This window comes from Diaphorobacter sp. JS3050 (assembly GCF_013154915.1).
Classification (GTDB): domain Bacteria; phylum Pseudomonadota; class Gammaproteobacteria; order Burkholderiales; family Burkholderiaceae_C; genus Diaphorobacter; species Diaphorobacter nitroreducens.
Genome location: NZ_CP053553.1, coordinates 3690375 through 3710000, shown reverse-complemented (window position 1 = coordinate 3710000; position 19626 = coordinate 3690375). Strand labels below are relative to the sequence as shown.

Below are 19626 nucleotides of genomic sequence, written 5' to 3'. Positions count from 1 at the left end.
ATTGAAGTCCCAGTAAACGGCGGCCGTAACTATAACGGTCCTAAGGTAGCGAAATTCCTTGTCGGGTAAGTTCCGACCTGCACGAATGGCGTAACGATGGCCACACTGTCTCCTCCTGAGACTCAGCGAAGTTGAAATGTTTGTGATGATGCAATCTCCCCGCGGAAAGACGGAAAGACCCCATGAACCTTTACTGTAGCTTTGTATTGGACTTTGAACGGATCTGTGTAGGATAGGTGGGAGGCTTTGAAGTGAGGTCGCTAGATCTCATGGAGCCAACGTTGAAATACCACCCTGGTGCGTTTGAGGTTCTAACCTAGGTCCATTAGCTGGATCGGGGACAGTGCATGGTAGGCAGTTTGACTGGGGCGGTCTCCTCCCAAAGCGTAACGGAGGAGTTCGAAGGTACGCTAGTTACGGTCGGACATCGTGACGATAGTGCAATGGCATAAGCGTGCTTAACTGCGAGACTGACAAGTCGAGCAGATGCGAAAGCAGGACATAGTGATCCGGTGGTTCTGTATGGAAGGGCCATCGCTCAACGGATAAAAGGTACTCTGGGGATAACAGGCTGATACCGCCCAAGAGTTCATATCGACGGCGGTGTTTGGCACCTCGATGTCGGCTCATCTCATCCTGGGGCTGTAGTCGGTCCCAAGGGTATGGCTGTTCGCCATTTAAAGAGGTACGTGAGCTGGGTTTAAAACGTCGTGAGACAGTTTGGTCCCTATCTTCCGTGGGCGCTGCAGATTTGAGGAAGCCTGCTCCTAGTACGAGAGGACCGGAGTGGACACACCTCTGGTGTATCGGTTGTCACGCCAGTGGCATTGCCGAGTAGCTAAGTGTGGAAGAGATAACCGCTGAAAGCATCTAAGCGGGAAACTCGTTTCAAGATGAGATCTGCCGGGGCCTTGAGCCCCCTGAAGGGTCGTTGTAGACCACGACGTTGATAGGCTGGGTGTGGAAGTGCAGCAATGCATTAAGCTAACCAGTACTAATTGCCCGTGCGGCTTGACCCTATAACTTTGACTGCCAATCGCAGCTCAAGACTGTTATGCCAAGTACGCAATCAAATCCACGCTGATTCACAGACTCTATGAATTTGCTGTGCAGTCCTCACTGCTCAGCAACCCTTTATGCCTGATGACCATAGCAAGTTGGTACCACTCCTTCCCATCCCGAACAGGACAGTGAAACGACTTCGCGCCGATGATAGTGCGGGTTCCCGTGTGAAAGTAGGTCATCGTCAGGCTCTTACAGCCCAAACCGCCCTCCCACTACAACAGTGGGAGGGCGTTTTGCTTTTGGCTTGCACGGTCAACATCGGCCGGCGCACAGCATTCACAACTCCCAGTTGCCCTGTAGATCTGCAGCCAATTCGACCTGCCCCCCTTTAGACGTGCTAGTTGAAGAGTTGACGGTTTGGGCTCCTGCCGGTTTCAAAGACTGAATCGCCCCGGGATTCGCGGAGGCTGTTTGGTTTAAGTCAGGCCACCACCTCGGTGTTCTGACTGGCGAGTTGCCGGTAGTAGTTTGCCTCAGCCTCTGCAGGCGGGATATACCCGATGGGTTCGAGCAGGCGATGGTGGTTGAACCACGACACCCATTCGAGCGTTGCGAACTCCACGGCCTCCTTGGTTTTCCATTGCGCTCGGCGGTGAATCAGCTCGGCCTTGTAGAGGCCGTTGATGGTCTCGGCTAGGGCGTTGTCATAGCTGTCGCCCTTGCTGCCCACAGACGGCTCGATGCCGGCTTCTGCCAGTCGTTCGGTGTAGCGAATGCTGACGTACTGCGACCCTCTGTCCGAATGACAAACAAGGCTTCCATCGCGCTCCGGCTGCCGGGCATATAGAGCCTGCTCCAGCGCGTCGAGTACGAAGTCCGTTCGCATCGAACTGCTCACTCGCCAGCCGACGATACGCCTGGCAAACACATCGATGACGAAGGCCACGTACAGCCAGCCCTGCCAGGTCGAGACGTACGTGAAATCGCTGACCCACAACTGGTTCGGCCGCTCGGCACGGAACTGCCGATTCACTCGGTCCAGCGGACATGGCGCCCTGGAATCGCCAATCGTGGTGCGCACGACCTTGCCGCGCATCACGCCGCGCAGGCCCAGCCGGCGCATCAATCGCTCGACCGTGCAGCGGGCCACGGTCACGCCTTCGCGAGTCAGTTGCCGCCACACCTTGTCGGCGCCGTAGACCTGCATGTTGGCCTGCCAGACGCGCTGAATCTCCGGGACCATCACATCATCGCGCTGAGCCCGGATGCAGCGTTTGTGAGGCTCACGCAGCAGCGCCGCATGCCTTCGATATGCCGACGGGGCGACCTGCAAGACCTTGCAGAGCGGCTCGACCCCGAAGACATCGCGATGCTTGTCGATGAAATCCTTCAGGACTTGAGCCGGCGGTCGAGCTCCGCCTGGGCGAAAAACGCGCTGGCCAGCTTCAATATCTCGTTGGCCCGGCGCAGCTCCTTGACCTCGCGCTCCAGCTCCTTCATCCGCTGGGCCTCACTGGTCGTGATGCCTTCACGCACGCCAGTGTCGACCTCGACGCGTTTGACCCATTCGTACAGCGTCTGCGGCACGCATCCAATCTTCGGCGCGATGGACTCGATGGCCGCCCACGGCGACGGGTACTCCCCCCGGTGTTCCTGCACCATCCTCACCGCCCGCTCACGCACCTCGGGTGAGAACTTGTTCGACTTGCTCATGGCTCAATCCTCTCAGAGTGTTGAGCCTCCTCAAAACCCGGGGCGATTCACAGGCAGCAGCCCACTCAACCAACAGCCGCCCCTGAGCAACCTCTTGGAACTCAACGGCTAGCTCGCCAAACTGATGCCACCGACTGCATAAAGATCCGCCACGCCTAAAACAAAAAATAGTGATATCGACGCAAGGATCAAAAAGGCTGTATACTTCTAAATTCTTCGGAGGGGTGCCCGAGTGGCTAAAGGGGGCAGACTGTAAATCTGTTGGCTTACGCCTACACTGGTTCGAATCCAGTCCCCTCCACCAAATTGTGAGTTGAAGGCGTTGGACCGTACTTGCGCGAAATTCGGTCTTGCGGGAGTAGTTCAATGGTAGAACCCTAGCCTTCCAAGCTAATGACGCGGGTTCGATTCCCGTCTCCCGCTCCACGGTTTGGATAGGTTGGTTAAGAGGAGTTTGACTCCTTGTTGCCCATGTGGCTCAGTGGTAGAGCACTCCCTTGGTAAGGGAGAGGTCGCGGGTCCGATTCCCGCCATGGGCACCACAGTTTCAGGTGCGTCTCCGTTTGGGGTGCATCAATATTTGTCGTGTTGGTGTAGATTTTTTCGGAGTCGAAAAGATGGCAAAAGGTAAGTTTGAACGTACCAAGCCCCACGTGAACGTGGGCACGATCGGTCACGTGGACCATGGCAAGACGACGCTGACGGCGGCTATCGCCACGGTGCTGTCCAAGAAGTTCGGCGGCGAAGCCAAGGGCTACGACCAGATCGACAACGCCCCTGAAGAAAAGGCGCGCGGCATCACGATCAACACCTCGCACGTGGAATACGAAACGGCCACCCGCCACTACGCCCACGTCGACTGCCCCGGCCACGCCGACTACGTCAAGAACATGATCACCGGCGCCGCTCAAATGGACGGCGCCATCCTGGTGTGCTCGGCCGCTGACGGCCCGATGCCCCAGACGCGCGAGCACATCCTGCTGGCCCGTCAGGTGGGCGTGCCCTACATCATCGTGTTCCTGAACAAGTGCGACATGGTCGACGACGAGGAACTGCTCGAGCTGGTCGAGATGGAAGTGCGCGAACTGCTGGACAAGTACGACTTCCCCGGCGACGACACCCCCATCATCCGCGGTTCCGCCAAGCTGGCCCTGGAAGGTGACCAGTCCGACAAGGGTGAGCCCGCCATCATGCGCCTGGCCGAAGCCCTGGACACTTACATCCCCACGCCTGAGCGCGCCGTGGACGGTGCCTTCCTGATGCCCGTGGAAGACGTGTTCTCCATCTCCGGCCGCGGCACCGTGGTGACCGGCCGCGTCGAGCGCGGCATCATCAAGGTCGGCGAAGAAATCGAAATCGTCGGTATCCGCGACACGCAAAAGACCACCGTCACCGGCGTGGAAATGTTCCGCAAGCTGCTGGACCAGGGCCAGGCTGGCGACAACGTGGGCCTGCTGCTGCGCGGCACCAAGCGCGAAGACGTCGAGCGCGGCCAAGTGCTGTGCAAGCCCGGCTCCATCAAGCCCCACACCCACTTCACGGCTGAGGTGTACGTGCTGAGCAAGGATGAAGGCGGCCGTCACACGCCCTTCTTCAACAACTACCGTCCCCAGTTCTACTTCCGCACCACCGACGTGACCGGCTCCATCGAGCTGCCGGCCGACAAGGAAATGGTGATGCCCGGCGACAACGTGTCGATCACTGTGAAGCTGATCAACCCCATCGCCATGGAAGAAGGCCTGCGCTTCGCTATCCGCGAAGGCGGCCGTACCGTGGGCGCTGGCGTCGTTGCCAAGATCATTGCGTAATCTAGTGGGGATCGAAGGGGTATAGCTCAATTGGCAGAGCGTCGGTCTCCAAAACCGAAGGTTGTAGGTTCGATTCCTACTGCCCCTGCCACTTCAGGGTGGTAACAAATCAAGCCCGCCAGCCCCTGGCGGGCTTCGGCGTCTTGTAAGGCGCGATCAAATAGGCGAATTCATCTATGGCCACATCCCAGGTTGAGACGGTCACGACTGGTGCGGACAAGGCAAAGTTGTTCGCGGCAGTGGCGATTGTTCTCGCGTCCATTGCCGGTTTCTATTTGCTGGGTAAGCAAGGGCCCCTGATTCAATGGGGTGTGTTGCTGTTGGGGCTAGTGCTGGCTGTGGCGGTTTTTCTCGTTTCCGAGCATGGACGCCAGTTCGTCGGGTTTGCAAGCGATGCGTGGCGTGAGGTCAAGAAGGTTGTCTGGCCCACGCGCAAGGAAACGCTGCAAATGACGGGCTATGTGTTCGCTTTTGTGGTGGTGATGGCGCTATTCCTTTGGTTCACGGACAAGACCTTGGAATGGGTTCTGTACGACTTGATCTTGGGCTGGAGGAAGTGATGGTGGATGCCGTGGACACGAATGGTGTGCAGCCTCCGGTGGATGTTCCGGTGAATCCAGATCTGCGCTGGTACATCGTTCATGCCTATTCTGGTATGGAGAAGGCGGTAGAACGCAACATCCAGGAACGCATTGCGCGCGCCGGTATGCAGCAAAAGTTCGGCCGCATTCTGGTGCCCACTGAAGAAGTGGTGGAAATGAAGAATGGCCAGCGCAAGACTACCGAGCGTCGCCTTTTCCCTGGTTATGTGTTCGTCGAAATGGTGATGGACGATGACACCTGGCATTTGGTGAAGCACACCAGCAAAGTGACAGGATTCGTGGGCGGGGTGAAGAACCGCCCTGCGCCTATTTCCGAAGAAGAGGTGCAGAAGATTGTCAGTCAGATGCAGCAGGGAACGGACAAGCCGCGCCACAAGATCGAATTCATGGTGGGCGAGTTGGTGCGGGTCAAGGAAGGTCCGTTCACCGATTTCAACGGCTCCGTAGAAGAAGTGAATTACGAGAAGAATCGCTTGCGCGTTTCTGTGATGATCTTCGGCCGCTCCACCCCGGTGGAACTGGAATTTGCCCAGGTCGAAAAGACCTGAGCGTCATTGAAGTATTCGCGCTTTTCGACTCGGTGCGATGAGAGAAGAGAGTCGGTAACCCCGGGGAGCCTGGTGAACGATCAGGCGTTAATACCCGCAAGGAGCAAACATGGCGAAAAAAATCGTCGGCTTCATCAAGCTGCAAGTGCCAGCTGGTAAGGCCAATCCCTCCCCTCCGATTGGTCCCGCGCTGGGCCAACGCGGTCTCAACATCATGGAGTTCTGCAAGGCGTTCAACGCGCAAACCCAAGGTGTCGAGCCTGGTCTGCCGCTGCCCGTGGTGATCACGGCTTTTGCAGACAAGAGCTTTACTTTCGTCATCAAGACGCCGCCCGCAACGGTGCTGATCAAGAAGGCGATCAAGCTGGACAAGGGCTCTTCCAATGCCTTGAGCACCAAGGTGGGCAAGATCACCCGTGCACAGCTCGAAGAGATCGCCAAGACCAAGCTCAAGGACATGAATGCTGCTAGCGTTGACGCGGCAGTGCGCACGTTGGCTGGTTCTGCTCGCTCGATGGGCGTGACGGTGGAGGGTCTGTAAATGGCAAAGCTGACCAAGAAGCAAAAGGCCCTGCAGGGCAAGGTGGACTCTACCAAGCTGTACGCTTTCGCTGAGGCGGTGGCTCTGGTGAAGGAAGCCGCTACTGCCAAGTTCGACGAATCCATCGACGTTGCTGTGCAACTCGGCGTGGATGCCAAGAAGTCGGACCAAGTGGTGCGTGGTGCCGTGGTGCTGCCGAATGGCACGGGCAAGACGACGCGCGTTGCCGTGTTCGCCCAAGGCGCCAAGGCAGAAGAAGCCAAGGCCGCAGGTGCCGACATCGTGGGCATGGACGACCTGGCCGCTCAGGTCAAGGCTGGAGATATGCCGTTCGACGTGGTGATCGCTGCTCCCGATGCCATGCGCGTCGTGGGTACGCTGGGCCAGATCCTGGGCCCCCGCGGTCTGATGCCGAACCCCAAGGTAGGCACGGTGACGCCGGATGTGGCGACGGCCGTGAAGAACGCCAAGGCGGGTCAGGTGCAGTTCCGTGTCGACAAGGCCGGTATCGTGCACAGCACCATTGGCCGTCGGTCGTTCGACAACGACAAGTTGCAGGGCAACCTGGCAGCTCTGATCGAAGCGCTGAACAAGGCCAAGCCTGCGACCAGCAAGGGCGTGTACCTGCGCAAGGTAGCCGTGTCGTCCACGATGGGCGTCGGCGTCCGCGTGGATACGCAGACCATCGCGGCGTAATTGCGAAATCTTCAGACCTGGTGCGCCCATGAGGGCGGCAGGTCTGATGTGGTGGGCTGACAGCTCCTTTGAGGGCTGGCAGGCCATCCAAGACCGTTGGTGTGCAAGGTGCACTTAAACCTTTGGAGGCCAACGCAGATGGCGATCCCGCTGCAGATGGAATGCATGTTCCAAAACAGTTGGTCGCTGCAACAAGAGCGCGCACGGAGGCTTGTCCGAAGTGCGCATATGAAGGAGTAGACCTTGAGTCTTAATCGCAGTGAGAAAGAAGCGGTCATCAATGAAGTGACCAGCCTCGCCGCTAAAGCTCAAACGCTCGTGATCGCGGAATACCGTGGCATCACGGTGGCCGACATGACCAAACTGCGCGTGGAAGCTCGCAGCAAGGGTGTGAGCCTGAGTGTTCTGAAGAACACCCTGGCCCGCCGTGCTGTGGCTGGCAGCCAGTTTGACGTGGTGGCCGACCAGATGACCGGTCCTCTGATCTATGGCTTCTCCGAAGACGCTGTGGCCGCCGCCAAGGTGGTGGCCGATTTCGCGAAAACCAACGACAAGCTGGTGATTCGCGGCGGCGCTTTCGCGGGCAAGGCCCTGGACGTGAACGGCGTGAAGCAACTGGCCAACATTCCTACCAAGGAAGTACTGCTGGCCCAGCTGTGTGGCTTGCTGATGTCGCCGATCTCCCGCACCGCCGTGGTGCTGGGTGCCCTGGCGGCCAAAAAAGGCGAAGGCGAGCCTGCTGCTGCCTGAGGCAGCGTGGCAATCGTCCCCCCTCTCAACCAATTGTTAGGAAATCAAAATGGCATTCGATAAAGACGCATTCTTGACCGCGCTGGACAGCATGACGGTCCTGGAACTCAATGACCTGGTGGAGGCCATTGAAGAGAAGTTCGGCGTGAGCGCTGCCGCTATGGCTGCTCCCGCTGCTGGCGGCGCAGCCGGCGGCGGTGCTGCAGCTGCTGAAGAGAAGACCGAATTCAACGTGGTGCTGGCTGACGCCGGCGCCAACAAGGTGGCGGTCATCAAGGCAGTGCGCGAAATCACCGGTCTGGGCCTCAAGGAAGCCAAGGACCTGGTGGACGGCGCTCCCAAGAACGTCAAGGAAGGCATTGCCAAGGCTGACGCCGAAGCTGCCGTCAAGAAGCTGGTGGAAGCCGGCGCCAAGGCCGAACTCAAGTAATCGACCTTGTCTCCTGGGCTGGGGGTCTTGCAAAAGGCCTCCAGCCTTTGGTGCTTATGGGACGCACTTTAGAGCGCACCAGAAAGCGGCCCCCGTGGACTGTTTTCTAGTGTCTTCTGAACTATCCGACAGCAGAAGACGCCTTGGTTCGGGCGATGTGCAACGCATCGCCGTCCGCCATGGTTGGTAGTGGCCAACCGCCAAGCCTGCAAGGTGGCCGCCTTGCAGGGCAGTCGTCGAAGATCCCATTCCATGTCCTTGCCCGGAGATCTCATGGCCCAAACATCCACGTACAGTTATACCGAACGCAAGCGCATTCGCAAGAGCTTCGGTAGCCGCGACAGTGTGCTCAAGGTCCCGTACCTGCTGCAGATGCAGCGGGATGCCTATACCGCGTTCCTGCAGGCCGACACGGCCCCGCAAAAACGCAGCATCGAAGGCCTGCAGGCCGCTTTCAACTCCGCGTTCCCCATCGTTTCCCACAACGGCTTCGTGGAGATGAAGTTCGTTGAATACAACCTGGCCAAGCCGGCGTTCGACGTGCGCGAATGCCAGACCCGCGGCTTGACTTTTGCATCGGCCGTGCGTGCCAAGGTGCAGTTGATCATCTACGACCGCGAGTCCTCGACCTCGCAGTCCAAGGTGGTCAAGGAAGTGAAGGAGCAGGAGGTCTACATGGGCGAAGTGCCCCTGATGACCGATAAGGGCTCCTTCATCATCAACGGCACCGAGCGCGTGATCGTCTCCCAGCTGCACCGCTCGCCAGGCGTGTTCTTCGAGCATGACAAGGGCAAGACCCACAGCTCGGGCAAGTTGCTGTTCTCTGCGCGCATCATTCCCTACCGCGGCTCCTGGCTGGACTTCGAATTCGATCCGAAGGACATCCTGTACTTCCGCGTGGACCGTCGCCGCAAGATGCCGGTCACGATCCTGCTCAAGGCCATCGGCCTGAACCCCGAATCCATCCTGGCGAACTTCTTCGTCAACGACAACTTCCGCCTGATGGACAGCGGTGCTCAGCTGGAGTTCGTGCCCGAGCGTCTGCGGGGCGAGGTGGCGCGCTTCGACATCACCGACAAGGCCGGCAAGGTGATTGTGGCCAAGGACAAGCGCGTGACGGCGCGCCACACGCGTGAGCTGGAGCAGTCCGGCACAACGCACATCAGCGTGCCTGAGGACTTCCTCATCGGCCGCGTGGTGGCCCGCAACATCGTGGACGGCGACACCGGCGAGATCCTGGCCAAGGCCAACGAAGAGCTGACCGAGGCGTTGCTCAAGAAGCTGCGCGCTGCTGGCGTGCAGGACCTGCAGGTCATCTACACCAACGAACTTGACCAGGGCGCCTACATTTCGCAGACGCTGCGCATCGACGAAACCGTGGATGAATTCGCCGCGCGCGTGGCCATCTACCGCATGATGCGCCCCGGCGAGCCGCCGACCGAGGATGCCGTGCAGGCCCTGTTCCAGCGCCTGTTCTACAACCCCGACACGTACGACCTGTCGCGCGTGGGCCGCATGAAGTTCAACGCCAAGATCGGCCGCGACGAAGCCACCGGCCCGATGGTGCTGTCCAACGACGACATCCTGGCCGTGGTCAAGATCCTGGTGGACCTGCGCAACGGCAAGGGCGAGGTGGACGACATTGACCACCTGGGCAACCGCCGCGTGCGCTGCGTGGGCGAGCTGGCCGAAAACCAGTACCGCACGGGCCTGGCACGTATCGAAAAGGCCGTGAAGGAACGCCTGGGCCAGGCCGAGCAAGAGCCGCTGATGCCCCACGACCTGATCAACTCCAAGCCGATTTCCGCGGCGCTCAAGGAGTTCTTCGGTGCGTCCCAGCTGTCGCAGTTCATGGACCAGACCAACCCGCTGGCCGAGATCACGCACAAGCGCCGTGTTTCGGCCCTGGGCCCGGGCGGTCTGACCCGCGAGCGCGCCGGCTTCGAGGTGCGCGACGTGCACGTGACCCACTACGGCCGCGTGTGCCCGATCGAGACGCCTGAAGGTCCAAACATCGGTCTGATCAACTCGCTGGCCCTGTACGCGCGCCTGAACGAGTACGGCTTCATCGAGACTCCCTACCGCCGCGTGGTGGACGGCAAGGTCACGATGGAAATCGACTACCTGTCGGCCATCGAAGAAGGCAAGTACATCATCGCCCAGGCCAACGCCACGTTGGATGCCGAAGGGCGTCTGACGGGCGACCTGGTGTCGGCGCGCGAGAAGGGTGAATCGACCCTGGTGTCCGCCGACCGTGTGCAGTACATGGACGTGTCGCCTGCACAGATCGTGTCGGTGGCTGCTTCGCTCGTTCCGTTCCTGGAGCACGACGACGCGAACCGCGCGCTGATGGGCGCCAACATGTCGCGCCAGGCCGTGCCCGTGCTGCGTCCCGAGAAGCCCATGGTGGGCACGGGTATCGAGCGCGTGGCGGCCGTGGACTCCGGCACCGTGGTGACGGCCAACCGTGGCGGTGTGGTGGACTATGTGGACGCCACCCGTATCGTGGTGCGTGTGAACGACGACGAAGCCGTGGCTGGTGAAGTCGGCGTGGACATCTACAACCTCATCAAGTACCAGCGCTCCAACCAGAACACGAACATCCACCAGCGCCCCATCGTCAAGAAGGGCGACAAGCTGGCCAAGGGTGATGTGATTGCCGACGGCGCTTCGACCGACCTGGGCGAGATCGCCATCGGCCAGAACATGCTGATCGCGTTCATGCCCTGGAACGGCTACAACTTCGAGGACTCGATCCTGATCAGCGAGCGCGTGGTGGCCGAAGACCGCTACACCTCGATCCACATCGAGGAGTTGGTGGTGATGGCCCGCGACACGAAGCTGGGCGCGGAAGAAATCACCCGCGACATCCCGAACCTGTCCGAGCAGCAGCTGAACCGTCTGGACGAGTCCGGCATCATCTACGTGGGCGCCGAAGTGCAGCCCGGCGACACGCTGGTCGGCAAGGTCACGCCCAAGGGCGAAACCACCCTCACGCCTGAAGAGAAACTGCTGCGCGCCATCTTCGGCGAGAAGGCGTCCGATGTGAAGGACACCTCGCTGCGCGTGGACCAGGGCTCGCAGGGCACGGTGATCGACGTGCAGGTGTTCACCCGTGAAGGCATCCAGCGCGACAAGCGCGCCCAGCAGATCATCGACGATGAACTCAAGCGCTTCCGCCTGGACCTGAACGACCAGTTGCGCATCGTGGAGGCCGACGCCTTCGACCGTATCGAGAAGCTGCTGACCGGCCGCGTGGCCAACGGCGGCCCGCAAAAGCTGGCCAAGGGTACGAAGATCGACAAGGCCTACCTGGCCTCGGTGGAGAAGTTCCACTGGTTCGACATCCGCCCCGCCGAGGAAGAGGTCGCCACGCAGCTGGAGTCCATCAAGAACGCGCTGGAGCAGACCCGCCACAGCTTCGACCTGGCTTTCGAAGAAAAGCGCAAGAAGCTCACCCAGGGCGACGAGCTGCCGGCCGGCGTGCTGAAGATGGTCAAGGTGTACCTGGCCGTCAAGCGCCGCCTGCAGCCTGGCGACAAGATGGCCGGCCGCCACGGCAACAAGGGCGTGGTGTCCAAGATCGTTCCGGTCGAAGACATGCCCTACATGGCCGACGGCACCCCCGCCGACATCGTGCTCAACCCGCTGGGCGTGCCTTCGCGGATGAACATCGGCCAGGTGCTGGAAGTCCATCTGGGCTGGGCCGGCAAGGGCATGGGCCAGCGCATCGGCGACATGCTGCAGCGCGAGGCCAAGACGGCTGAGCTGCGCAAGTTTCTGGAAGAGATCTACAACTCGCGCGGCCGCAAGGAAGACCTGTCGCAGCTGAGCGATGACGAAATCCTGGCCATGGCGCGCGAGCTGACCTCGGGCGTTCCCTTCGCATCGCCCGTGTTCGACGGCGCGTCCGAAGAGGAAATCAAGGACATGCTCAAGTTGGCCTACCCGGACGACCTCGCCCAGGCCAAGGGCCTGACCGAGACGCGTACGCAGGCGTACCTGTACGACGGCCGCACGGGCGAGCGTTTCGAGCGCCCGACGACCGTGGGCTACATGCACTACCTGAAGCTGCACCACTTGGTGGACGACAAGATGCACGCCCGCTCGACCGGTCCGTACTCGCTCGTCACGCAGCAGCCGCTGGGCGGCAAGGCGCAGTTCGGTGGCCAGCGCTTCGGTGAGATGGAAGTGTGGGCGCTGGAAGCCTACGGCGCCGCCTACGTGCTGCAGGAAATGCTGACGGTGAAGTCCGACGACGTGCAGGGCCGTACCAAGGTGTACGAGAACATCGTCAAGGGCGAACACGCGATCGAAGCCGGCATGCCGGAGTCGTTCAACGTGCTGGTCAAGGAAATCCGTTCGCTGGGCCTGGACATCGAGTTGGAACGTTCCTGAGCAGGATCGAGTTTTTAAAAAAGTGAGCGGCTGGCGCTCACTCCCTCTGGGTTTGCAGGTGTTTTGTCTTGCAAATCCTTATGTGGCAAGCGCCAGCAGCTATGTTTTTAGGTGAAAAGGAAAGAGTCACATGAAATCGCTACTCGACCTGTTCAAGCAATTCACGCCCGATGAGCATTTCGATGCCATCAAGATCGGCATGGCTTCGCCCGAGAAGATCCGTTCGTGGTCTTTCGGCGAAGTGAAGAAGCCCGAGACCATCAACTACCGCACGTTCAAGCCCGAGCGCGACGGCCTGTTCTGCGCCAAGATTTTCGGGCCCATCAAGGACTACGAATGCCTGTGCGGCAAGTACAAGCGCCTGAAGCACCGCGGCGTGATCTGCGAAAAGTGCGGCGTTGAAGTCACGCAGACCAAGGTGCGCCGCGAGCGCATGGGCCATATCGACCTGGCCGCACCCTGCGCCCACATCTGGTTCCTGAAGTCGCTGCCGTCGCGTCTGGGCCTGGTGCTGGACATGACGCTGCGCGACATCGAGCGTGTGCTGTACTTCGAAGCCTATGTGGTCACCGACCCCGGCATGACCCCGCTGAAGAAGTTCGGCATCATGTCCGAGGACGACTACGACGCCAAGCGCAAGGAATACGGCGACGAGTTCGTCGCCAAGATGGGCGCCGAGGGCATCAAGGAGCTGCTGGAAGGCATCGACATCGAGATCGAGATCGAGAAGCTGCGCGGCGACCTGACGGGCTCCGAAGTCAAGGTCAAGAAGAACGCCAAGCGCCTGAAGGTGCTGGAGGCCTTCAAGAAGTCCGGCATCAAGCCCGAGTGGATGATCCTGGAAGTGCTGCCCGTGCTGCCGCCGGACCTGCGTCCGCTGGTGCCGCTGGACGGCGGCCGCTTCGCCACGTCGGACCTGAACGACCTGTACCGCCGCGTCATCAACCGCAACTCGCGCCTGCGCCGCCTGCTGGAGCTGAAGGCTCCCGAGATCATCGCGCGCAACGAAAAGCGCATGCTGCAGGAAGCCGTGGACAGCCTGCTGGACAACGGCCGCCGCGGCAAGGCGATGACGGGCGCCAACAAGCGCGCGCTGAAGTCGCTGGCCGACATGATCAAGGGCAAGTCGGGCCGCTTCCGCCAGAACCTGCTGGGCAAGCGCGTGGACTACTCGGGCCGTTCCGTGATCACCGTGGGTCCGACGCTCAAGCTGCACCAGTGCGGCCTGCCCAAGCTGATGGCCCTGGAGCTGTTCAAGCCCTTCATCTTCTCGCGCCTGGAGGCCATGGGCATTGCCACGACCATCAAGGCCGCCAAGAAGGAAGTGGAAGCCGGCACGCCCGTGGTGTGGGACATCCTGGAAGAGGTCATCAAGGAACACCCGGTGATGCTCAACCGTGCGCCCACGCTGCACCGTCTGGGCATCCAGGCTTTCGAGCCCATCCTGATCGAAGGCAAGGCCATCCAGCTGCACCCGCTGGTCTGCGCCGCGTTCAACGCCGACTTCGATGGTGACCAGATGGCCGTGCACGTGCCGCTGTCCGTGGAAGCGCAGCTGGAAGCGCGCACGCTGATGCTGGCATCGAACAACGTGCTGTTCCCCGCGTCGGGAGAGCCCTCCATCGTTCCCTCGCAGGACGTGGTGCTGGGTCTGTACCACGCGACCCGCGAGAAGATCAACGGCAAGGGCGAAGGCATGGTCTTTGCCGACACCGGCGAAGTGCAACGCGCCCTGGAGGCTGGCGAAGTCGAGCTGCACGCCAAGATCAGCGTGCGCCTGACCGAGTGGACCAAGGACAAGGCGACGGGTGAGTTCGTGCCCGAGACCAAGCTCGTGGACACCACCGTGGGCCGTGCGCTGCTGTCGGAAATCCTGCCCAAGGGCCTGCCCTTCAGCAACCTGAACAAGGCGCTGAAGAAGAAGGAAATCTCCAAGCTCATCAACGCGTCGTTCCGCAAGTGCGGCCTGAAGGACACCGTGGTGTTCGCCGACAAGCTGCTGCAAAACGGCTTCCGCCTGGCCACGCACGCGGGCTTCTCCGTGGCGATCGACGACATGCTGGTGCCGCCGCAGAAGGCCGAGATCCTGGCCCGCGCCGAAGCCGAGGTGAAGGAGATCGAGCAGCAGTACGTCTCCGGTCTGGTGACGGCCGGCGAGCGCTACAACAAGGTGGTGGACATCTGGGGCAAGGCCGGCGACGACGTGTCCAAGGTGATGATGGACCAGCTCAAGGTCCAGAAGACCATCGACCGCAACGGCAAGGAAGTGAACGAGGAATCGTTCAACGCCATCTACATGATGGCCGACTCCGGCGCCCGCGGCTCGGCGGCCCAGATCCGTCAGCTGGCCGGTATGCGCGGCCTGATGGCCAAGCCCGATGGCTCGATCATCGAGACGCCTATCACCGCGAACTTCCGCGAAGGCCTGAACGTGTTGCAGTACTTCATCTCCACCCACGGTGCCCGTAAGGGCCTGGCGGATACGGCGTTGAAGACCGCGAACTCGGGTTACCTGACCCGTCGCCTGGTGGACGTGACGCAGGACCTGGTGGTGACCGAGGACGACTGCGGCACCTCGAATGGTTCGCTGATGCGCGCCATCGTCGAGGGCGGTGAAGTCATCGAGTCCCTGCGCGACCGTATCCTGGGCCGTACCGCGGCCGAGGAAGTGCTGCACCCCGAAACGCGTGCCGTGCTGGCGCAGCCGGGCCGGATGCTCGATGAAGACCTGATCGAAGAGCTCGAAGCAGCAGGCGTGGACGAAGTGAAGGTGCGTACCGCGCTGACCTGCGAAACCCGCTACGGCCTGTGCGCCAAGTGCTACGGCCGCGACCTGGGCCGCGGCGGCCTGATCAACCTCGGCGAAGCCGTGGGCGTGATCGCCGCGCAGTCCATCGGCGAGCCCGGCACGCAGCTGACCATGCGTACGTTCCACATCGGTGGTGCGGCATCGCGTGCGGCGGTGGCGTCCAGTGTGGAAGCCAAGTCCAACGGCATCATCGGCTTCAACGCCACGATGCGCTACGTGACCAACACCAAGGGCGAGCTGGTGGTGATTGCGCGCTCGGGTGAAATCATCATCCAGGACGAGCACGGCCGCGAGCGCGAGCGCCACAAGGTGCCGTACGGCGCGACGCTGACGGTGAAGGCCGACCAGAACATCAAGGCCGGCACCATCCTCGCCAACTGGGACCCGCTGACGCGCCCGATCATCACCGAGTACGCAGGTACGGTGAAGTTCGAGAACGTCGAGGAAGGCCTCACGGTGGCCAAGCAGGTGGACGAGGTCACGGGCCTGTCCACGCTGGTGGTGATCGACCCCAAGCGCCGCGGCTCTGCCAAGGTGGTGCGTCCGCAGGTGAAGCTGGTGGACGCCGATGGCAAGGAAGTGAAGATCCCCGGTACCGACCACTCGGTGACGATCGGCTTCCAGGTCGGCGCGCTGATCCAGGTGCGCGACGGCCAGGAAGTGGGCCCCGGCGAAGTGCTGGCCCGCATCCCGATGGAAGGCCAGAAGACCCGCGACATTACCGGCGGTCTGCCGCGCGTGGCCGAGCTCTTTGAAGCCCGCAGCCCCAAGGACAAGGGCATGCTGGCCGAGATGACCGGCACGATCTCCTTCGGCAAGGAAACCAAGGGCAAGGTGCGCCTGCAGATCACCGATCCGGACGGCAAGGTCTGGGACGAGCTGGTGCCCAAGGAAAAGAACGTGCTGGTCCACGAAGGCCAGGTGGTCAACAAGGGCGAGCTGATCGTCGACGGCCCGGCCGATCCGCAGGACATCCTGCGCCTGCTGGGCATCGAGGAGCTGTCGCGCTACATCGTTGACGAAGTGCAGGACGTGTACCGCTTGCAAGGCGTGAAGATCAACGACAAGCACATCGAGGTGATCGTGCGCCAGATGCTGCGCCGCGTCGTGGTCGAGAACCCGGGCGAGTCCACCTACATCGCCGGCGAGCAGGTGGAGCGTTCCGAGATCCTCAACACCAACGAGGCGCTGCAGGCCGAAGGCAAGCTCCCTGCCACGTACTCCAACGTGCTGCTGGGCATCACCAAGGCGTCGCTGTCCACCGACTCGTTCATCTCCGCCGCGTCGTTCCAGGAAACGACCCGCGTGCTCACCGAGGCTGCCATCATGGGCAAGCGCGACGAGCTGCGCGGCCTGAAGGAGAACGTGATCGTGGGCCGTCTGATCCCCGCCGGCACGGGCTTGGCTTACCACCAGGCGCGCAAGGCCAAGGACGCCATGGACGAGGCCGAGCGCCGCGCCATCGCGGATGCCGAAGCCGCCGAGCTGGCCTCTGCCGGCACCGACGACGCAGCCGCCGAGATCGACGGCAGCGCCGACACGGCTGATTAAGCCGTTGCCAGTCCCGCCTCTCGCATGCGGGTACTGAACGCTCCCGGCTTGCCCATCCGGCAGGCCGGGAGTTTCTTTTTTGTCGTGTTACCAATCCCTCGGTTGGCAGGGGCCGTGCCCGCTGGCGCGAAGCCCCGGCTGTGAACATGTTGACCACCTGGATACTTCTCGCCCTGTTCCTGTTCTGGGCCGTGGGCGCCTACAACCGGCTCATCCGCCTGCGATCCGCGGCGCTGCAGGCCTTTGGCGGGCTGGACACCCACATGGTGCGCTGGATTGCCCTGCTGGGTGAGTACGAGGCTGCGCGCGGTGCGCCTGGCGCGGTCCAGGCCATCGTGGGCGACGAACCGGCGCCGGCGGCGGGCGCGCACGACGCCCATGCCGCCCTTTGGGCCGCGGCCACGCAACTCGGCGCCTCGCTGGCAGTAGCGCGCGCGCGCCCGCTGGACAGCGGCGCCGCCGCCGCCCTGGCGGCCGCATCGCAGGTGCTGGAGAACGCCTGGCAGACCGTTGTGCGCGAAGCCGCGCAGGTGAGCGAAGGTGTGGCACCCCCTGCACTCGCCCCATGGGTGGTGCGGCGCGAACAGGTGGCGCTGCACAGCGACGAGGCGCGCCGCCTGTTCAACGATGCCGTGGCTCAGTACAACCATGCCATCGCCCAGTTTCCCGCCAGCCTGCTGGCGTGGCTGTTCGGCTTCAAGAAGGCGCAGACGCTGTGAACAAGCCTACTTCCATCCCGACGCAGGGGGCTCCCGCGGTTGCGTTGAGCCAGTTGCTGGACGCCACCGCCTTGGCGCTGCAGGCGGTGCGCGCAGGACAGTCGGGCACCGTGGCGCTGGAGACCACGGCTGCCGCGCTGCGCCCCGGCGTGCAGGCGCTGCTGTTCCAGGTGCTGCGCCACCTGGGGCGCGCACAGGCCTTGCGCCGCCAGCTGGCACCCCGCAACCCACCGCCGCGGGTGGATGCGCTGCTGTGCACCGCCCTGGCTCTGGCCTGGGACCCGCAGGCCGCTCCCTACGCGCCGTTCACCCTGGTCAACCAGGCGGTCGAGGCCGCCAAGCGCCACCCCGCGACGCGGGCGCAGGCGTCTTTCGTCAACGCCTGCCTGCGGCGCTTCCTGCGTGAGCGCGACACGCTGGTGGCCGCCACGCAGGGCGACGAGGTCGCCGTGTGGAACCACCCCGCATGGTGGATCCAGCGCCTGCGCCGAGACCACCCCGATCAGTGGCAGCAGATCCTGCAGGCGAACAATGCGCCCGCGCCCATGGTGCTGCGGATTTCTAAGTCAAAAAGCACTCCAGCGCTTTACCAGCAAGCGTTAGAAGCTATCAATATTGAAGCGATGGCGGTAGGCCCCGAAGGGCTGGCGCTGGCACGCCCCGTGCCGGTGCAGCAACTGCCTGGCTTTGCAGAGGGTGTTGTCTCGGTGCAGGATGCCGCCGCGCAGATGGCGGCGCCGCTGCTGCTCAACGGGCTGGACGCCGCGCAGCCGCTGCGCTTATTGGATGCCTGCGCCGCCCCCGGCGGCAAGACCGCCCATTTGCTGGAATGGGCCGCCGCACTGCGGGCCCCTTGGCGGGTCACCGCGTTGGAGGTGGATGCGGCACGCGCCGAGCGCATCCATGACAACCTGCATCGTCTGGGGCTGAGTGCCCAGGTGCTGGTGGCCGATGCCGCCGTGCCCGCCGACTGGTGGCAGCAGGCCAGCGGTGGTGAACCGTTCGACGCGATCTTGCTCGACGCGCCCTGTACCGCCTCGGGCATCGTGCGCCGCCACCCCGACGTGCGCTGGCTGCGGCGTGAGAGCGACGTGGCCCAGCTGGCCGCGCAGCAGTCGCGTCTGCTGGCGGCGCTGTGGCCGCTGCTGCGCCCCGGCGGGCGGCTGCTGTATTGCACCTGTTCGGTGTTCCGGGCCGAAGGCGACGGGCAGATCGCAGCGTTTCTTGCGCACAACACTGACGCACGCCTGCTGCCGTCGCCGGGCCATTTATTCCCCGGCAGCCCAGACAAGCGCGACGGGCTCCGTGACAATGGGCCGGGTGAACACGACGGTTTCTTTTACGCCCTGTTGCACAAGGCCCCCGCCTGAACGTGCCGGTCTGCGCAGGCCGGGCTGGCTGTGGGCCGCGCTGGTTTGTCTGCTGGCGCTGTGGAGCGCGGTCATTCCCGCCGCCCACGCCCAACAGCACGGCGAGATTGTTGAACTGCAACTCGACCCGCTGCCCGAGGGACTGTATCTGTCGGCCACGCTGCAGCTGGAACTCCCCGAACTCGTCAAGGATGCGCTCTACAAGGGCATTTCCGTGTTCTTCATCACCGAGGCCGAGGTGGTGCGCCAGCGCTGGTACTGGTCCGACAAAGTGGTGGCGCAGGCCAGCCGTTTTCTGCGGTTGAGCTACCAGCCCCTTACGCGGCGCTGGCGTGTGGTGCAGTCGTCAACGCCCTTTGCACCGTCGGGCCTGGGCGTGTCGCTGGGCCAAAATTTCGACACGCTGCAGGATGCGCTGGCATCGATGCAGCGCATCGCGCGCTGGAAGATCGCCGACGAGGGGCAGGTCGATGAAGGCGTGACCTACGTCATGAACTTCCAGTTCCGGCTGGATACCTCGCAGTTGCCCCGGCCCTTGCAGATCGGTGCGGTGGGCCGCTCGGGCTGGAACATGGTGCTTGCGCGCAGCGTGCCGCTGAGCGTGGTGGAGGCTGCGCGGTGAAAGCGGGCGATCCGCGTCCCGCGGGTTCGGCCCGCCGCGCAGAGACACGCGCACGCGCCGTGCG

At 62.4% G+C, this 19626-nt stretch carries 13 protein-coding genes, 4 tRNA genes, 2 rRNA genes and 1 other annotated feature (1 of these 20 cut by a window edge); of the genes, 18 read left to right on the top strand and 1 reads right to left on the bottom strand.

Translation table 11 applies throughout. The features are described from left to right. A 23S ribosomal RNA gene (locus tag HND92_RS17650) occupies positions 1-1019 on the top strand; it begins 1855 nt to the left of the window's first position. Positions 1020-1139: 120 nt separating this feature from the next. Next, a 5S ribosomal RNA gene (gene rrf, locus HND92_RS17645) occupies positions 1140-1252 on the top strand. A 234-nt stretch (positions 1253-1486) separates the two neighbouring features. On the opposite strand, the gene HND92_RS17640 is transcribed toward rrf, so the two are convergent. Continuing rightward, positions 1487-2718 (bottom strand): IS3 family transposase gene (locus HND92_RS17640; protein WP_371814808.1). Its coding sequence is split into 2 segments (ribosomal slippage): positions 1487-2427 and positions 2427-2718, totalling 1233 coding nucleotides; the frame shifts between segments, so codons are not numbered across the junction. Next, positions 2324-2440, bottom strand: a sequence feature (AL1L pseudoknot). (Overlaps the previous gene by 117 nt.) A gap of 218 nt (positions 2719-2936) precedes the next feature. Here HND92_RS17640 and HND92_RS17635 point away from each other — a divergent pair. The 16 genes from HND92_RS17635 (at position 2937) to HND92_RS17560 (ending at position 19562) form a co-directional block, all read left to right on the top strand. Next, positions 2937-3022, top strand: a tRNA-Tyr gene (locus HND92_RS17635). Between the two features lie 48 nt (positions 3023-3070). Next, positions 3071-3144, top strand: a tRNA-Gly gene (locus HND92_RS17630). Between the two features lie 41 nt (positions 3145-3185). Continuing rightward, positions 3186-3260, top strand: a tRNA-Thr gene (locus tag HND92_RS17625). A 75-nt stretch (positions 3261-3335) separates the two neighbouring features. Further along, positions 3336-4526: an elongation factor Tu gene (tuf, locus tag HND92_RS17620; RefSeq protein ID WP_012655361.1), complete on the top strand. Its 1191-nt coding sequence runs from the start codon at positions 3336-3338 to the stop codon at positions 4524-4526. 15 nt (positions 4527-4541) lie between these two features. Continuing rightward, positions 4542-4617: transfer RNA gene (locus HND92_RS17615), tRNA-Trp, on the top strand. An 85-nt stretch (positions 4618-4702) separates the two neighbouring features. After that, positions 4703-5086: a preprotein translocase subunit SecE gene (secE, locus tag HND92_RS17610; RefSeq protein WP_015914495.1), complete on the top strand. Its 384-nt coding sequence runs from the start codon at positions 4703-4705 to the stop codon at positions 5084-5086. Then, positions 5086-5676, top strand: coding sequence for a transcription termination/antitermination protein NusG (gene nusG, locus HND92_RS17605; protein WP_011806989.1), 591 nt, complete (start codon positions 5086-5088; stop codon positions 5674-5676). Before secE ends, nusG begins: the two co-directional genes overlap by 1 nt. Positions 5677-5785: 109 nt before the next feature. Next, on the top strand, positions 5786-6217 hold the full coding sequence (gene rplK / locus HND92_RS17600) for a 50S ribosomal protein L11 (protein ID WP_011806988.1): 432 nt from the start codon (positions 5786-5788) through the stop codon (positions 6215-6217). Continuing rightward, positions 6218-6913: a 50S ribosomal protein L1 gene (rplA, locus tag HND92_RS17595; RefSeq protein ID WP_011806987.1), complete on the top strand. Its 696-nt coding sequence runs from the start codon at positions 6218-6220 to the stop codon at positions 6911-6913. A 243-nt stretch (positions 6914-7156) separates the two neighbouring features. Then, complete coding sequence (gene rplJ, locus HND92_RS17590; protein WP_011806986.1) at positions 7157-7663, top strand: 50S ribosomal protein L10; 507 nt, start codon at positions 7157-7159, stop codon at positions 7661-7663. A 49-nt stretch (positions 7664-7712) separates the two neighbouring features. Further along, positions 7713-8093 (top strand): 50S ribosomal protein L7/L12, encoded by a 381-nt coding sequence (gene rplL / locus HND92_RS17585; RefSeq protein ID WP_011806985.1) that lies wholly within the window; start codon positions 7713-7715, stop codon positions 8091-8093. 273 nt (positions 8094-8366) lie between these two features. Further along, the gene (gene rpoB, locus HND92_RS17580; protein ID WP_088888203.1) at positions 8367-12491 is read left to right on the top strand and encodes a DNA-directed RNA polymerase subunit beta; all 4125 of its coding nucleotides are present in this window, start codon (positions 8367-8369) and stop codon (positions 12489-12491) included. A 130-nt stretch (positions 12492-12621) separates the two neighbouring features. Continuing rightward, positions 12622-16851 carry a DNA-directed RNA polymerase subunit beta' gene (rpoC, locus tag HND92_RS17575; protein ID WP_172208805.1) on the top strand — a complete coding sequence of 1410 codons (4230 nt, stop codon included), beginning with the start codon at positions 12622-12624 and terminating at the stop codon, positions 16849-16851. A 146-nt stretch (positions 16852-16997) separates the two neighbouring features. Continuing rightward, positions 16998-17570, top strand: coding sequence for a LemA family protein (locus HND92_RS17570; RefSeq protein ID WP_172208803.1), 573 nt, complete (start codon positions 16998-17000; stop codon positions 17568-17570). After that, a complete protein-coding gene (gene rsmB, locus HND92_RS17565) occupies positions 17567-18940 on the top strand; it encodes a 16S rRNA (cytosine(967)-C(5))-methyltransferase RsmB (protein ID WP_172208801.1) in 1374 nt (457 codons plus the stop codon). The genes HND92_RS17570 and rsmB overlap by 4 nt, the downstream gene beginning before the upstream one ends. Before the next feature lie 10 nt (positions 18941-18950). Beyond that, complete coding sequence (locus tag HND92_RS17560; protein WP_371814902.1) at positions 18951-19562, top strand: DUF4390 domain-containing protein; 612 nt, start codon at positions 18951-18953, stop codon at positions 19560-19562. Positions 19563-19626: the final 64 nt, after the last annotated feature.

Bases quoted from the DNA above. Each gene is read 5' to 3' on its own strand.
- tuf (WP_012655361.1), top strand. From the start codon at position 3,336: ATGGCAAAAGGTAAGTTTGAACGTACCAAGCCCCACGTGAACGTGGGC.
- secE (WP_015914495.1), top strand. From the start codon at position 4,703: ATGGCCACATCCCAGGTTGAGACGGTCACGACTGGTGCGGACAAGGCA.
- nusG (WP_011806989.1), top strand. From the start codon at position 5,086: ATGGTGGATGCCGTGGACACGAATGGTGTGCAGCCTCCGGTGGATGTT.
- rplK (WP_011806988.1), top strand. From the start codon at position 5,786: ATGGCGAAAAAAATCGTCGGCTTCATCAAGCTGCAAGTGCCAGCTGGT.
- rplA (WP_011806987.1), top strand. From the start codon at position 6,218: ATGGCAAAGCTGACCAAGAAGCAAAAGGCCCTGCAGGGCAAGGTGGAC.
- rplL (WP_011806985.1), top strand. From the start codon at position 7,713: ATGGCATTCGATAAAGACGCATTCTTGACCGCGCTGGACAGCATGACG.
- rpoB (WP_088888203.1), top strand. From the start codon at position 8,367: ATGGCCCAAACATCCACGTACAGTTATACCGAACGCAAGCGCATTCGC.
- rpoC (WP_172208805.1), top strand. From the start codon at position 12,622: ATGAAATCGCTACTCGACCTGTTCAAGCAATTCACGCCCGATGAGCAT.
- HND92_RS17570 (WP_172208803.1), top strand. From the start codon at position 16,998: ATGTTGACCACCTGGATACTTCTCGCCCTGTTCCTGTTCTGGGCCGTG.